Here is a 14523-nt window from a genome sequence, read left to right on the forward strand (position 1 = left end):
GCTGGTCCAGGGCGGGCGCGCCGAGCGGGCGGGCGCAGCGCCTGGGCCGCCGCCTCGCGGGGCGGTCTGGCGGGGGTGAACCTTAGGTTTGCACCCTGTCGTGCGCCTGTCGTGGCGCTGCTCTACGGGTATCTGCTGATGGGGTAAACCCTGTGTGCCGCGCTTGGTTGCGGCACGCTTGTGCTGGCGCAAGGAGGCACTGGGCTGCGGCTGCTAGGCGGCAGCCGAGGGAATGGCGGGCTGGAAAGGGCGTAGCCGGCCCGGCCCTGCTACGGGCGCGTGCCGATGTGTACGGCTCTGAGAGACCCACGGGGAGGCATACGGCGGCGTGCGACGGCGGTCACCGCCGGCTTCGGACGTTGAAAGGGTGGAGCGACCGTCTGCGCCGGCGCGCGTCAGGCCGCGGCGCGAGCCGCGCCGGCAGGCGCCGTCGGGGCTGACGGCAGGCGCAGCGCGGCAGCGGTGGCGTGCAGGATTTCGTCGGACAGGGCGGCGTCGTCCACGGCGCGCGCCAGCACCACGGCGCCGACCAGGCTTGCGTAGTCGGCCAGCGCCTTTTGTCGCCGCGCGGCCTTGCTGCGGCCCGGCATGGCGGCCGTGAGCACGTCGAGCACCTTCACCAGTCCTTCCGTGAGGGCGCGCCGCACGCGGGGCCCCTGGCGCGCAGCGTCTGCGCCCAGCGCAGCCATCGGGCAGCCCTGGCCTGGCGCATCCCGGTGGCGCGGCGCAAGGTAGGCCTGCTCCAGGACGGCCCGCGGATCGCCCGGCGCCTGTTCCAGCAGCCCGCTCCAGAAGGTGCAGATCTGCTCGACCGCGCGGGTGCTGGCCTGCGCCATCAGGTCTTCCTTGGAGGCAAAGTGACCATAGAAGCCGCCGTGCGTCAGCCCGGCGCTCTTCATCAGATCGGCGACGCCGATGCCGTCGAAGCCGCGTTCGCGGAACAGCTGCGCCGCTGTCGCGAGGATGCGCTCGCGGTTCTCTTCCATCTGTTCCTTGCTGACTCTCATGGGGGCTCCTGATGAAGGGCTGCCGACCGGAATGGACGGCAGCTGTGCCGGGGCGATCACGCCGCATGAAAGCCCGAGGGTTGACATTTTAAATGATGGTCGTCATATAATTCAAACATGATGATCGTCATCTAAATCGTTCTTTTCAACGGAGTCATCCATGAGCGCTTCTTCCTCTGCAGCTTTCGCTTCTCCCCGCGGCACCGCCCTCGTGACCGGGGCCTCTTCCGGCATCGGCGCCACCTATGCCGACCGTCTGGCGCGGCGCGGCTACGACCTGATCCTGGTGGCGCGCGACGCCGAGCGGCTGGCCGCCGTGGCTGGCAGCCTGCAACGCGCCTACGGCGTGCACGCCGAAGTACTGCAGGCCGACCTGACCGACCGCGCAGCCCTGGCCCGTGTGGAAGAACGCCTGCGCACGGACACGCGCATCGCCCTGCTGGTCAACAACGCCGGCATGTCGGTCAACGGCACGCTGGCCGAGGCGGACATCGACGCCGTGGAGCGGATGATCCAGCTCAACGTGACGGCACCCACCCGGCTGGCGGCCGCAGCGGCGAAGGCCTTCGCGGCGCGCAAGGCGGGCACCCTCATCAACATCGCCTCGGTGCTGGCGCTGGCACCCGAGCTGTTCAGCGGCAGCTACAGCGGCACCAAGGCCTATGTGCTCAACCTGAGCCACTCGCTGGCGCGCGAGATGCAGCCGCACGGCGTGCGCGTACAGGCGGTGCTGCCGGGCGCCACGCGCACCGAGATCTGGGAGCGCAGCGGCGCCTCCGCCGACGGCCTGCCGCCCGAGATGGTCATGGACGTGGACCCGATGGTGGACGCCGCGCTGGCCGGCCTGGACCTGGGCGAGGCCGTCACCATTCCGCCGCTGGAAGCCCTCGACGGTTTCCTGGCCCTGGAGCAGGCCCGCCAGCAACTGGCGCCGCACCTGTCGCGCAATCGTCCGGCGACGCGCTACGCCGCCGGCGCAACCGCGTGACCTTGCCCGCTGCCGGCTGCTGGGGCAGGGCTGCGATGGCTCCGTTTCTGGCAGCGGCACCTGGCGGGTGAACCACACGCCGAACCACGCTGTGCCCAGGTGTTCGCGCCGCAGTGTGCGCACCGGGACGAAGCGCTGCAGCGGGATGAGAGTGAAAAGTGACTCTAGCGCTTATCTAATAAGCGCTGGCAGCTATGAATAGTGAAGCAAAAGGCGCGGAGTCGGGCAGCACATAGACCACGCCCGGCATGCGCCCCAGCGTCGGTGCGATGGCGCGGTCGTAGAAGGCGTGGGCCACGTTGACGCAGCCGTTGGAGATGCGGCGGTCGGCCGGGCGGTCGCTTGCCAGGCGCTGGTGGCGCCGCTCGCCCAGGTGCACGCTGCGCACGCGGTGCAGCGACACGGCCGTGTCGTAGTCGATCCAGACCAGGTCGTCGCCGCGCGTATTGCGGCCGGGCTCGCTGGCGAAGCGGCCGGCGGGCGTGGTGCGCTCCTCGGGGCGGATGGCTGCCAGCGGCCGCTCGCCGATGCCGGGCACCGACATGTCGCCGTAGGCCGAACCGAGCAGTACCGGCGCGCTGCCCAGCCAATCGCCGGAGGCAGCGAAGACATGGATGCGGGCGGCCGGCTTGTCCACCACGGCGAACGGCCGCCGGGCCATGTCCTGGCTGGCGAGCGCCCAGCGCACCAGACGCTGCGTGTCGACGGAAGCCGCTGCACTCTCGGGCCAGGCGGCTCGGGCCGCTGAGGACGTGGCGGGTGCTGCCGGCTGCCCGTGCGCGGCCAGGGCCAGCGGCGCGACCGCCAACGCGGCTGCCACCTTGCACAGCGCGGCCCGGCGCTGCCTGTCGCACGCTGCGATGTCATTGCAGCCGGGACGGGGGAGAGGGGCAGAAGGAAGCGGTCGGACCATGGCAGCCGGATGGTAGCGGCTTGTGCCGTGTCAGAAAAAACCGGACAGCAAGCGCGGCAGGGCAGTGGCAATAATGGACCATTCCCTCCGTTCGCTACCGATCCGCCCATGTTCGCCAGCCTTCGCAAAGCCCTGTCGCTCGGCATCCCCGCCAGAGGAAACGCACCACCCCGCCACGCTGGAGGAGGTCGCCCACTGGGCCGCGGCCCGAGGCCTGTGGCTGGAGCCGGACGAGGTGCCGGGCGGCTATGCCCTCAGCGGCCAGCAGGGCGGTGTGGCGTGGCGGATCGAATGCGGTACGCCCACGCGCAGCTACATCCAGGGCATGGAACTGCGCGGTGGCGCTGATTCGGGGGCGCCGCAGGGCGTGGCCGTGATGGTGCTCGGCCGGGCACTGCAGGAGTCGCTGGAAGGCGCAGCCTGCGGCGAAGGCACCGACCTGGGCACGCTGGACAGCGGCGAGCCGGTGCCCGGGGAGGTGCGCTGGTTGGCTGCGGGCGAAGAGGTGGCGTGGAAAGACCTGCCGGCGGCCTTCCTGCGGCACTACGCCGTGTTGGCCGACCGGATCGAGCCCGCACAGCGCTGGCTGCGCCCCGAATTGGTCAGCCTGTTGATGGCCGGCCTGCCTGCCACCAGCGCGCATGACGAAGCCGGGGCCGCTCCGGCCGACCGGCCCTTCGTGCTGATGCTGTCGCAAGGCCATGTCTACCTGCGCATGGCGCATGCGAGCCAGTCGCTGCAGTCGCTGGCGCAGGGGATCGACATCCTCGTCGCCGCAGCGCGGTCCGCCGCGAAAGGGCTGGCGCGGCTGCGTTGAGCGGGCGCCGTGCTACCGGTCCGGCCCTTTGACCGGGCCCTGGGCTCTGGCCCTTGCGCGGCCGAGGCCCGCAGGGCGCCTTGCGCAACGGCCCGGCAGGCGGACCGGCCGCTTCAGGCCCCGCGGGTGATGGGCACCGAGGCGTCGCGGCCGTAGGTGCCCCACTTGCCCAGCTCCCACTTGGCGATGGCGTTGCGGTGCACCTCGTCCGGGCCGTCGGCAAAGCGCAGCGTGCGGGCGTTGGCGTAGCCGTAGGCCAGCGGGAAGTCGTCGCTCATGCCGCCGCCGCCATGCACCTGCATGGCCCAGTCGATCACCTGGCAGGCCATGCTGGGCGCCACCACCTTGATCATGGCGATCTCGGTGCGGGCGGCCTTGTTGCCGGCCACGTCCATCATCCAGGCCGCCTTGAGCGTGAGCAGGCGCGCCATGTCGATCTTGCAGCGCGCCTCGGCGATGCGCTCCTGCGTCACCGTCTGCTGCGCCACCGTCTTGCCGAACGCCACGCGGGACGATGCGCGCTTGCACATGAACTCAAGGGCGCGCTCGGCCTGGCCGATGAGCCGCATGCAGTGGTGGATGCGCCCGGGGCCAAGGCGGCCCTGGGCGATCTCGAAGCCGCGGCCTTCGCCCAGCAGGATGTTGGAGGCCGGCACGCGCACGTTCTCGAACGACATCTCCATGTGCCCGTGGGGCGCGTCGTCATAGCCCATCACCGTGAGCGGGCGAATGATCTTGATGCCGGGGGTGTCCGCGGGCACCAGGATCATGCTTTGCTGCGAATGCTTGGGCGCCTCGGGATCGCTCTTGCCCATGGTGATGTAGATGGCGCAGCGCGGGTCGCCCGCGCCGGAGATCCACCACTTCAGGCCGTTGATGACGTACTCGTCGCCCTGGCGCTCGATGCGCGTCTCGATGTTGGTGGCGTCGCTGGAGGCCACACGCGGCTCGGTCATGGCGAAGGCCGAGCGGATCTTGCCGGCCAGCAGCGGCTGCAGCCAGCGCTGGCGGTGCTCGTCGCTGCCGTAGCGGGCGATGGTCTCCATGTTGCCGGTGTCGGGGGCCGAGCAGTTGAAGACCTCGCTGGCCCAGACCACGCGGCCCATGATCTCGGCCAGCGGTGCGTATTCCTGGTTGGTGAGGCCGCCGCCTTCCACGCCGGCCACGGCGGCGCTGTCCACCGGCAGGAACAGGTTCCAAAGGCCCGCGTCCTGGGCCTTCGCCTTCAGCTTCTCGATGGTGTCCAGCGGGGTCCAGCGCTGGCCGGCCGCGGTATGGGCCTCCAGCTCGGCCTTGTAGGCCGGCTCGGCCGGGTAGATGTGGTCCTCCATGAACTGCTGCAGCCGCTGCTGCAGCGCCTTGGTCTTGGGCGAGTAATCAAAATCCATGGGGATCCTCCATCTAGTGAAACGGTTCGCGCAGCAAGCGCGGAAATCGGGGGCGCTCGGCTCGGCTCAGGCCCGCTGTGCCAAGCTCCAGGCCATCTCGGCCAGCGGGCGCGCGCCGGCGCCGGAGGCCCGGGCCTGGGCACTGGAGGCGGTGCCGTCCTCCACGCGCTTGGCGATCCCTTGCAGGATCGACGCGAGGCGGAACAGGTTGTAGGCGAGGTAGAAGTTCCAGTCGGCGCGCAGCGCCTCGGGCGTGGCCAGGCCGGTGCGCTCGCAGTAGCGGCGGATGTATTCGTCTTCCGACGGAATGCCGAGGCCGGCCAGATCGAGCCCGCCGATGCCGCGGAACGCGCCCGGCGGGATGTGCCAGGCCATGCAGTGGTAGCTGAAATCGGCCAGCGGGTGGCCCAGCGTGGACAGCTCCCAGTCCAGCACGGCGATGACGCGTGGCTCGGTGGGGTGGAACATCAGGTTGTCCAGCCGGTAGTCGCCATGCACGATGGACACGCGGCTCTCATCGCGCGCGCTGGCCGGCATGTGCGCGGGCAGCCATTCCATGAGCCGGTCCATGGCCTCGATCGGCTGGGTGATGGAGGCGACGTACTGCTTGCTCCAGCGCCCGATCTGGCGGTCGAAGTAATTGCCCGGCTTGCCATAGGTGGCCAGCCCACGCTCGGCGAACGGTACCGTGTGCAGCGCGGCGATGACGCGGTTCATTTCGTCGTAGATCGCTGCGCGCTCGGCAGGCTGCATGCCGGGCAGGGACTGGTCCCACAGCACGCGGCCCTGCATGCACTCCATCACGTAGAAGGCGCGCCCGATGACGGATTCATCCTCGCACAGCACATGCATCTGCGGCACGGGCACATCGGTGCCGGCCAGCCCGCGCATCACGGCGAACTCGCGCTCGATGGCGTGCGCGGACGGCAGCAGCTTGGCCACCGGGCCGGGCTTGGCGCGCATCACGTACTGCTGGCGCGGCGTGATGAGCTTGTAGGTGGGGTTGGACTGCCCGCCCTTGAACATCTCCACCGTCAGCGGTCCCTCGAACCCCTCCAGGTGCTGCGCCAGCCAGGCGCTCAGCGCGCCGGTGTCGAAGGCATGCTGGTCGGAAACAGGGCGCGTGCCGATGAAATGGTCGAAGTTGCTCATGGGGAAGGGCAGGGCTTTCAGTTGTCGGTTTCGGCGATGCGCATCAGCGCGTCACGGTCGCGCACCACCAGGCCGCCCGGCTCGATGCGGATGGCGTCCTCGCGCTCCATGGACTTGAGCTCCTGGTTCACGCGCTGGCGCGATGCGCCCAAGAGCTGCGCCAGCTCTTCCTGCGCCAGCTGCAGGCCGATGCGGATCTCGTCGCCCTGCGACAGGCTGGGGATGCCGTAGCTGCGCACCAGGTGCAGCAGCTGCTTGGCCAGGCGCGCGCGCAGCGGCAGCGTGTTGAGGTCTTCCACCAGGCCGTAGAGCTGGCGGATGCGCCGCGCATGCAGGCGCAGCATGGCTTCGTAGAACTCGACGTGCGCGGCCAGGATCTTGCGGAAGTCGGCCTTGGCCACGCAGAGGATGGTGGTGTCGCCGTGTGCGTAGGCATCGTGCGTGCGACGGTCCCCATCGAAGATCGCCACGTCGCCGAACCAGATGCCTGGCTCCACATACGTCAGCGTGATCTGCTTGCCCGAGATGGACGTGGAGCTGACGCGCACGGCACCCTTGGCACACGCAATCCACTCCTCGGGCGGATCGCCGCGTGCGGCGATGAGTCCACCATCCTTGAAGCGTTTGACGTAGGCGCATCGGAGTATGTCGTGCCGTAGCGAAGGGGAAAGGGATGAAAACCAGCGACCTGAGTTGATCGCTTCACGTTCTTCGATGTTAAGAATCGGGTCGTCCATGGTCTGTCGTTTGCGTGACTGGGTACGCCTTCATTGTCGCGTCAGGGACCGGCCTGGATGGCAAGGGTTGTCACTTGCGTGTCTGCACGTATGAGCGACCGGGCATTGCGCCATGGGAAGCCATCACGGCGCGGCCTGCGCACGGCCGCAGGCGCCTTGCGCCACCGCTCTCAGGACGTGTGATCGGCGCAGCCGCGCGCGGGATCCGGGGTGCCGCGTCAGCGCAGCACCAGCACCGGCGCCGTGCACAGCCGCAGCAGCGTGGTCGTGGTGCTGCCGACGATGAACTGCCGGATGCGCGAGTGCCCGTAGGCGCCCAGCACCAGCAGCGGCTGTCCGCGCGCCTGCAGCAACGCGGGCAGGGCCTCTTCGGGCTCGCCGGGAACCACCTGGGTGCCCACCGAGAAGCCGGCGGCCGCGAGCAGCGCGCGGGCCTCTTCCAGCGCCAGCATCGCGGCGTCGGTCGGCTGGCCGGCGGTGACCAGCAGGCCGGGCATGCCGCGCAGCAGCGGGCTGCGGGCCACGGCCTCCACCGCGCGGCGGGCGGTGGGGCTGCCGTCATAGGCCACGACGAATTCGGTGGGCGCGTTGAACTGGTCGGTGGTGACCACCAGCACCGGCCGCTGCATGGTGCGGATCACGCTCTCGACCCGGTGGTCCAGGTGCAGCTTGCGCGGGCCTGCGGCGCGGTGGTGCTCGCCCATCGTGACCAGCCGCGCGGTGCCCTCCAGCTCCAGCAGGGTGTCGAGCAGTTCGCCCTGGCGCAGCAGCAGTTGCAGCGACGGCACGCTGTCCGGGGCGACGCGCCGCTGGGCGTTCTCCAGCATGTGGCGGGCCGCCTGCACCGCGACCTGCTGGCGCTCTTCGTCCAGGTCGCTCAGCTGTTGCAGCAGCATGTCCTGCGCACCCATTCCGATGATGCCGCCGTAGTCGCCCACGGCCGGCATGGGGGCAGGCCGCTCCAGCGCATGCAGCAGGGCCAGCGGGGCGGTGAGCTGCCGCGCGGCCCAGGCCGCGGCGTCTACCACGGCGGGCGTGGCGGCGAGTCCGTCGATGCAGGCGTAGACCGTGTGATTCATGGCGCGCTCCTGGGGTGTGGGACCGGTAGGGCGCATTTCACCGCAGGGCCGCATGTCCGCCAAGGGTCTGTGCGGCATTGGCACCGCCTCGGCATGCAACAGTTTGAATCAAACAAGGCTCTGGCGCTTATTCAGCAAGCGCAATAAGCTATTAAAAATATAGCAAAAAGGCCGTTCACTCGGTCGGCCGCTGTTGCATCACCAGGCTGTACAGCGCCTGGGCCGCGGCGGACAGGCTGCGCTCGCGCCGCCGCACCAGGTAGATCTGCCGCGTGAGGCCGGGCAGGGCCAGCGGCCTCGTCACCAGGCCGGGCTGGTCGAAGTGGAACAGCGTGAGCGTGGGCACCACGCTGATGCCCAGGCCGGCGCGCACCATGCCCATGACGGTGGCGAGCTGCTCCACCTCCATCAGGGTATTCATGGCCTGGGGATGGAAGGCCGCCTCCAGGTACTGCCGCACGCTGCTGGTACGGGCCAGGTGCACGAAGGGCCAGGCGGCCAGGTCCTGCAGGGCGATGGCGCCCGTAGTGCCTTTGCCGGTCTTGGCGCGGCTGCGAACGGCCGGCCGCTGGGCCAGCGGATGGTCGGCGCGGCACACCAGGTGAAAGCCGTCACGGCAGAAGGGCTCGGCGCGCAGCTCGGGCGTATCGGCACGGATGGCGGCCAGGGCGAAGTCCGCCGAGCCGGCGGCCACGCGCTCGATGCAGGGCTCGGACAGCACATCCGCGATGTCCAGTTCGATGCCCGGATGCTGCGCCCGGTACTGCGCCAGCACGCCCGGCAGCCAGCCCGCGGCCAGCGAGGGCAGCAGCGCGATGGCCACGCGCCCGCGCCGCAGCGTGGCGGCATCGCGCAGGCTGTCCCGGGCGTTGTCCATCTCGGCGCGGATACGGCGTGCGGACTCCAGAAAATTCTCGCCCTCGCTGGTCAGTGCCACATGGCGGGTGCTGCGGTCGAACAGGCGCACGCCCACGTCGTCCTCCAGCGCGCGGATGAGGGCGCTGAAAGCCGGCTGCGACAGGTGGCACTGCGCCGCGGCCCGCGTGAAGCTGCACTGCGCGGCCAGGGCCAGGAAGGCGTCGATCTGGCGGGTGGAGATATTCATTCGTGATGCAGATGAATTCATCTTGACAATCTATTTCACAGAATAACCCACGCCCCCTACAGTGGCCGCAGGAGACAACAAGACACCTAAGGAACGCGATGGCGAACCAACCCCCTTTGCTGATCGGCTGCGCGGCCGGTTTCTCGGGCGACCGCACCGATGCCGCAGCGCCCGTCGTGCAGGCGCTGATCGACAGCGGGCAGCCCGGCGTGCTGATCTTCGAGACCCTGGCCGAGCGCACGCTGGCGCTGGCCCAGCTCGCCCGCCGCACCCATCCCGATGCCGGCTACGAGCCGCTGCTGGACGACCTGCTGCGCCCCGTGCTGGCGCAGTGCCTGGCGCACGGCATCCGCATCGTCAGCAACTTCGGCGCGGCCAACCCGCACGGCGCTGCACGCCGCATCCAGCAGCTGGCGGCCGAGGTGGGCGCGCGCCGCCCCCGCGTGGCCGTGGTGCAGGGCGACGACCTCAGCGGCCCCGGGCCGCGCGCGCTGCTGGAGCGGGCCCTGGGCGAGCGCATGCCGGCCGAGCCGGTGGTCAGCGCCAATGCCTACATCGGCGCCCAGCCCATCGCCGAGGCGCTGCGCGCCGGCGCCGACATCGTGGTCTGCGGCCGCGTGGCCGACCCGTCGCTGGTGCTGGGCCCGGCGCTGGCGCACTTCGGCTGGGCGCTGGACGACTGGGACCGCCTGGCCCGCGCGACCATGGCCGGCCATCTGCTGGAATGCGGCGCACAAGTCACGGGCGGCTACTTTGCCGACCCGGGCTACAAGGACGTGCCGGGCCTGGCCCGGCTGGGCTACCCCATCGCCGAGATCGATGCCGACGGCCACTGCACCCTCACCAAGCCGCCGGGAACGGGCGGGCGCATCGACGAGCGCACGGTCAAGGAACAGCTGCTCTACGAACTGCACGACCCCGCCGCCTACCTCACGCCCGATGTGGTGGCCGATATCACGCAGGCCCGCGTGCTGCAGACCGGCCCGGACCGCGTGCGGCTGGAAGGCGTGCGCGGCCATGCTCGGCCGCCGTCGCTGAAGGTGAACGTCTGCTTCGAGTCCGGCTGGTTCGCCGAAGGCGAGATTTCCTATGCCGGCCCGCGCGCCGAGGCCCGCGCGCGGCTGGCCGGAGCCACGTTGCGCGAGCGCCTTGCGGGCATCGCCCCGATGCGCACCGACCTGATCGGCGTCACCAGCGTGTTCGGCGACGACGCGAGCGGCTGGCTGGACGCTGCGGCCGACGGCGATGAACCCTCCGCCGCGCGGGACGTGCGCCTGCGCGTGGCGTGGCAGCACCGGGACCACGCCACCGCCCAGCGCCTGGTGCGCGAGGTGACGGCGCTGTACTGCTGCGGCCCGGCGGGCGGCGGCGGCGTGCGCACGGCGATGCGCCCGCGCCTGGGCACCGTCTCGTGCCTGGTGCCGCGCGAGGCCGTACCCACCACGCACGTGATGCTCGATTGACCGCAGGAGCCACCCCCCCATGACGACCGCGATTTCCACCCCCGCCACGGCTGCCGCCAGCGCGAGCCCGGGCGCCGGCACCGTGCGCGTGCCGCTGTACCGCCTGGCGCACAGCCGCACGGGCGACAAGGGCAACCGCTCCAACATCAGCGTGATTGCCTGGCATCCGGCGCTGTGGGACACGCTGGTGGCTCAGGTCACCGAGGAGGCCGTGGCTGCGCATTTCGCGCTGCGCCGGCCGAGCCGCGTGGCCCGCTACCTGCTGCCGCAGCTGCAGGGCATGAACTTCGTCATCGACGACATGCTTGACGGCGGCGTGAACGACGCACTCAACCTCGACAGCCACGGCAAGGCGCTGTCGTACCTGCTGCTGGAGCTGCCCGTGGAGGTGCCCAGCGCGCTGGCGGCGCACCTGGCCGGGCCGCCCTGATCCGCGCCGCCTGCCCGCCTTCGCTTTTTTTCCACCATAGCAATACCACAAGGAGACAAGAGATGAACCGATTCCAACCCCGAACCCCGCGCCGCCGCATGCTGGCCGGCACCGCTGCCGCGCTCGCGCTGCTGGGCCTGGGCGCCAGCGGCGGTGCTTTCGCACAGGCCTATCCGGCCAAGCCCATCACCTTCGTCGTGCCGTTCGCTGCCGGCAGCGCCACCGACCAGCTGGCGCGGGCCGTGGGGCAGTCGGCCACCAACGACACCAAGCAGCCGGTGGTGGTGGACAACAAGGGCGGCGCCAGCGGCATGATCGCCGCGCAGTTCGTGGCGAAGGCCCCGGCCGACGGTTACACGGTGCTCATCACCACCAACACCACGCACGCCGCCAACGAGCATCTGTACAAGAAGCTGCCCTACGACCCGGTGAAGGACTTCGTTCCGGTGACCGGCCTGGGCAAGGGCGGCCAGGTGATGGTGGTCAACGCCAACGCCCCGTACAAGAACGTGGGCGAGCTGCTGGCCGCGGCGAAGAAGACGCCGGGCAAACTGACCTTCGGCAGCGGCAGCTCGTCGAGCCGCATGGCAGGCGAGATGCTCAAGCAGTTGGCGGGCGTGGACATCCTGCATGTGCCCTATAAGAGCAACCCGCTGGCCATCACCGACCTGCTGGGCGGGCAGATCGACATGATGATCACGGACACGTCCACGGGCGTGCCGCAGGTCAAGTCGGGCAAGCTGCGCGCGCTGGGCTACTCCACGCAGAAGCGCAGCACGCAGCTGCCCGATGTGCCCACCATCGAAGAGGCCGGCGTCAAGGGCTATGACATGGGCTACTGGTTCGCCGCCTACGTGCCGGCCGGCACGCCGGCGCCGGTGGTGGCCAAGCTCAACGAGCTGCTGGTGAATGCGACCAAGAGCGCCGCGGCCAAGTCGTTCTACGACATCGCGGGCTCCGAGCCCTGGACCACCACCTCGCAGGAGCTGGCGCAGTTCCAGGCGGCCGAGACCCAGAAGTGGGGCAAGGTCATCAAGGCCGCCGGGATCGAACCCGAGTAAGCCGGCACCACAAGGCAGCCCGCGGGCTGCCTTTTTCATGGGCTGTGCCCTGCCGCAAAGCAGGGCAGGGCGCAGCCTTGCCCACCGGTCCGCGCCTGCCGCGGCGCCGCGTACGGGCACCCAGGCCGCCAGGGGTGGCCGTTCCCATAACGACAGGAGACAAGACCATGCAAACCCTTTCATTCCTTCGCGGGCGGCTGGCCCGCGGCGTCCCTGCCCGGCGGCCGGCCCGGGCCACCCTGGCGGCCCTGGCCGCAGCGGCTGCGCTCGCGGCGTGCGGCGGCAGTGGCGGCGGCGGAGATACCCCCGCGGCCGGCACGCCGCAGATGCGCATGACCATCGCCGCCACCGAGGATTTCGCCGGCAGCTTCGGCAGCGTGGGCGCGTACGAGAAAGTGAGCGGCACGCTGCACGGCGAGGTGGATCCCAAGGACCCGAAGAACGCGGTCATCCAGGATCTGCAGCTGGCGCCGGTGAATGCGCGCGGCATGGTCGAGTACAGCACCGACTTCGTGCTGCTCAAGCCCAAGGACATGTCCAAGGCCAGCGGCGTGCTGCGCTATGACGCGCCCAACCGCGGCAACATCCTCACGATGCCCAACCCCACGGCCACGCCGGGCGATGCGGTGTACTTCGAGCGGGGCTACGTGATGCTGTACTCGGCCTGGCAGGGCGACGTGCCCAAGAGCAACCCGGCGCGTTTGACGGCGACCGTGCCCGTCGCCAAAAACCCCGACGGCAGCAGCATCACAGGCCCTTACCGCACGGAACTGGTGCCCACCGCCGCGTCAGCCGCCATGCCGCTGCCCGGCGGGGTGTTCAACGGGACGATGATTCCGTACGCGCCCGCCAGCCTGGACAACACCCAGCCCGGCTATTCGCTCACACGCCGCAGGAACGAGACCGACCCGCGCGAGGCGATTCCCGCGGCGCAGTGGACGTTCGCCACCTGCGACAGCGCGGCCAACCCCTTCCCCGGCACGCCGAATGCCGCCAGCGTGTGCCTGCAGGGCGGCTTCGATCCGCAGTACCTGTACGAGCTGGTCTACGTGGCCAAGGACCCCAAGGTCATGGGCGTGGGCCTGGCCGCACTGCGGGACACAGTGAGCTTCTTCCGCGGCCAGGCGCAGGACGCCGACGGCCGGGCCAACCCGCTGGCCGGGCGCATCCAGTACACGCTGGGGCAGGGCACGTCGCAGTCGGGCAATGCCATGAAGACCTTCCTGCACCTGGGCTTCAACCAGCGGCTCGACGGCGGCAAGGTGTTCGACGGCATGTTCGCCCACGTCGCCGCGCGGCAGACGAACATCAACACCCGCTTTGCCGTGCCCGGCGGCGGCGGCGGTCTGCGGACGGACCACACGGCCTTCGGCCAGACCGCACCGCGTGGGCTGGACAAGGACTACGTGGACGAGGTGAGCGGCCGCCAGGGCGGCGTGATGAAGCGCTGCGAGGCCAGCAGCACCTGCCCGCGCTTCTTCCTCGGGCTGTCGGGCACCGAGTTCTGGCAGCTTCAGGGCTCGCCAGTGCTGACCGATGCCCTGGGCACGCGGGACATCGCCCAGCCGGCCAACGCCCGCATCTACTACTACGCCAGCACCCAGCACGGCGGCACGGGTGGCACGGAAAGCATCAGCTTTGCGCCCGCGCGCAACGTATATCCCGCGGGCACGGTCGTCCACTTCACCGACACCTTCCGCGCGCTGTTCATCGCGCTGGAAGACTGGGTGGTGCGCGGCACGGAGCCGCCGGCCAGCCAGGTGCCGCGCCTGGCGGACGGCACGCTCGCGCGTCCGGCCGACCTGGTGTTCCCGACGATGAAGGGCCTGACCTGGAACGTCGCCGGCGTGGCCACGCCCATTCCCACGTTCGACTACCTGGCGCGCTACAACGGCTTCAGCCTGCTCGACTACGGCCCGCAGTACGTGCCGCAGGACGAGGCCGGCATTGCCACGCTGCAGCCGCCGCGCGCCGTGGGCAAGGACTACGCCATCCTGGTGCCGCAGGTGGACCCGGCCACCGGCCTGACGCGCGCCGGCATCCGCGGCGTGGAGGCGCGTGCGCCGCTGGGCACCAGCATCGAGTTCAACTACGTGGCCATCCCGGGCATCGTCGATCTGTCCAACCTCGCCGGCAGCTTCATTCCGTTCCACAAGACCCGTGCGGCGCGGCTGGCGGCGGGCGACACCCGCATGTCGCTGGAAGAGCGGTACACCGACCAGGCGGGCTATGTGGCGGCGGTCACGCAGGCGGCGCGTGATTTGGTGGCCGAGCGCCTGCTGCTGCAGCGGGATGCGGACGCGCTGGTCGCCAAGGCGCGGGCCACCCCGGTGCTGCCCTGACGGCCGGGCGCAGCGGCGGCGGCGGCGGGCGCGCGGCGGGG

General features: G+C 70.3%; 13 protein-coding genes. 6 read left to right on the forward strand and 7 right to left on the reverse strand.

The genetic code is table 11. The annotated features are described in order from the left end of the window. Nucleotides 1–395: 395 nt before the first annotated feature. A complete protein-coding gene (locus tag QE399_RS15595) occupies nt 396–1007 on the reverse strand; it encodes a TetR/AcrR family transcriptional regulator (protein WP_309830032.1) in 612 nt (203 codons plus the stop codon). Nucleotides 1008–1167: 160 nt separating this feature from the next. Here QE399_RS15595 and QE399_RS15600 point away from each other — a divergent pair, with 160 nt between their 5' ends. Further along, complete coding sequence (locus QE399_RS15600; RefSeq protein WP_309830034.1) at nt 1168–1995, forward strand: SDR family NAD(P)-dependent oxidoreductase; 828 nt, start codon at nt 1168–1170, stop codon at nt 1993–1995. Between the two features lie 175 nt (nt 1996–2170). Here QE399_RS15600 and QE399_RS15605 read toward each other — a convergent pair whose 3' ends face one another. Next, nucleotides 2171–2815: a hypothetical protein gene (locus tag QE399_RS15605; RefSeq protein ID WP_309830036.1), complete on the reverse strand. Its 645-nt coding sequence runs from the start codon at nt 2813–2815 to the stop codon at nt 2171–2173. Nucleotides 2816–2981: 166 nt separating this feature from the next. Between QE399_RS15605 and QE399_RS15610 the strand changes: the two genes are divergently transcribed. Next, the gene (locus QE399_RS15610; protein WP_309830038.1) at nt 2982–3725 is read left to right on the forward strand and encodes a hypothetical protein; all 744 of its coding nucleotides are present in this window, start codon (nt 2982–2984) and stop codon (nt 3723–3725) included. A gap of 113 nt (nt 3726–3838) precedes the next feature. Here the strand turns inward: QE399_RS15610 and QE399_RS15615 are convergent, their stop codons facing one another. The 5 genes from QE399_RS15615 to QE399_RS15635 all read right to left on the reverse strand — a co-directional run bounded on the left by QE399_RS15615 (nt 3839) and on the right by QE399_RS15635 (nt 9186). Beyond that, entirely contained in the window at nt 3839–5113 is a 1275-nt protein-coding gene (locus QE399_RS15615; RefSeq protein ID WP_309830040.1) for an acyl-CoA dehydrogenase family protein, read from the reverse strand. Between the two features lie 66 nt (nt 5114–5179). Then, complete coding sequence (locus QE399_RS15620) at nt 5180–6265, reverse strand: phosphotransferase (protein ID WP_309830042.1); 1086 nt, start codon at nt 6263–6265, stop codon at nt 5180–5182. A 17-nt stretch (nt 6266–6282) separates the two neighbouring features. After that, nucleotides 6283–7002 carry a Crp/Fnr family transcriptional regulator gene (locus QE399_RS15625; protein ID WP_309830043.1) on the reverse strand — a complete coding sequence of 240 codons (720 nt, stop codon included), beginning with the start codon at nt 7000–7002 and terminating at the stop codon, nt 6283–6285. Nucleotides 7003–7220: 218 nt separating this feature from the next. Beyond that, the gene (locus QE399_RS15630) at nt 7221–8081 is read right to left on the reverse strand and encodes a universal stress protein (RefSeq protein ID WP_309830045.1); all 861 of its coding nucleotides are present in this window, start codon (nt 8079–8081) and stop codon (nt 7221–7223) included. Between the two features lie 175 nt (nt 8082–8256). Further along, the gene (locus QE399_RS15635; protein WP_309830047.1) at nt 8257–9186 is read right to left on the reverse strand and encodes a LysR family transcriptional regulator; all 930 of its coding nucleotides are present in this window, start codon (nt 9184–9186) and stop codon (nt 8257–8259) included. A gap of 98 nt (nt 9187–9284) precedes the next feature. Here QE399_RS15635 and QE399_RS15640 point away from each other — a divergent pair, with 98 nt between their 5' ends. The 4 genes from QE399_RS15640 (at nt 9285) to QE399_RS15655 (ending at nt 14482) form a co-directional block, all read left to right on the forward strand. After that, nucleotides 9285–10649: an acyclic terpene utilization AtuA family protein gene (locus QE399_RS15640; RefSeq protein WP_309830049.1), complete on the forward strand. Its 1365-nt coding sequence runs from the start codon at nt 9285–9287 to the stop codon at nt 10647–10649. A gap of 19 nt (nt 10650–10668) precedes the next feature. Further along, nucleotides 10669–11079 carry an AtuA-related protein gene (locus QE399_RS15645; protein ID WP_309830051.1) on the forward strand — a complete coding sequence of 137 codons (411 nt, stop codon included), beginning with the start codon at nt 10669–10671 and terminating at the stop codon, nt 11077–11079. A gap of 62 nt (nt 11080–11141) precedes the next feature. Continuing rightward, a complete protein-coding gene (locus QE399_RS15650; RefSeq protein ID WP_309830052.1) occupies nt 11142–12140 on the forward strand; it encodes a Bug family tripartite tricarboxylate transporter substrate binding protein in 999 nt (332 codons plus the stop codon). A gap of 167 nt (nt 12141–12307) precedes the next feature. Continuing rightward, nucleotides 12308–14482 carry an alpha/beta hydrolase domain-containing protein gene (locus QE399_RS15655; RefSeq protein WP_309830056.1) on the forward strand — a complete coding sequence of 725 codons (2175 nt, stop codon included), beginning with the start codon at nt 12308–12310 and terminating at the stop codon, nt 14480–14482. Nucleotides 14483–14523: the final 41 nt, after the last annotated feature.

This window comes from Paracidovorax wautersii (assembly GCF_031453675.1).
In the GTDB taxonomy this organism is placed as follows: domain Bacteria; phylum Pseudomonadota; class Gammaproteobacteria; order Burkholderiales; family Burkholderiaceae_C; genus Paracidovorax.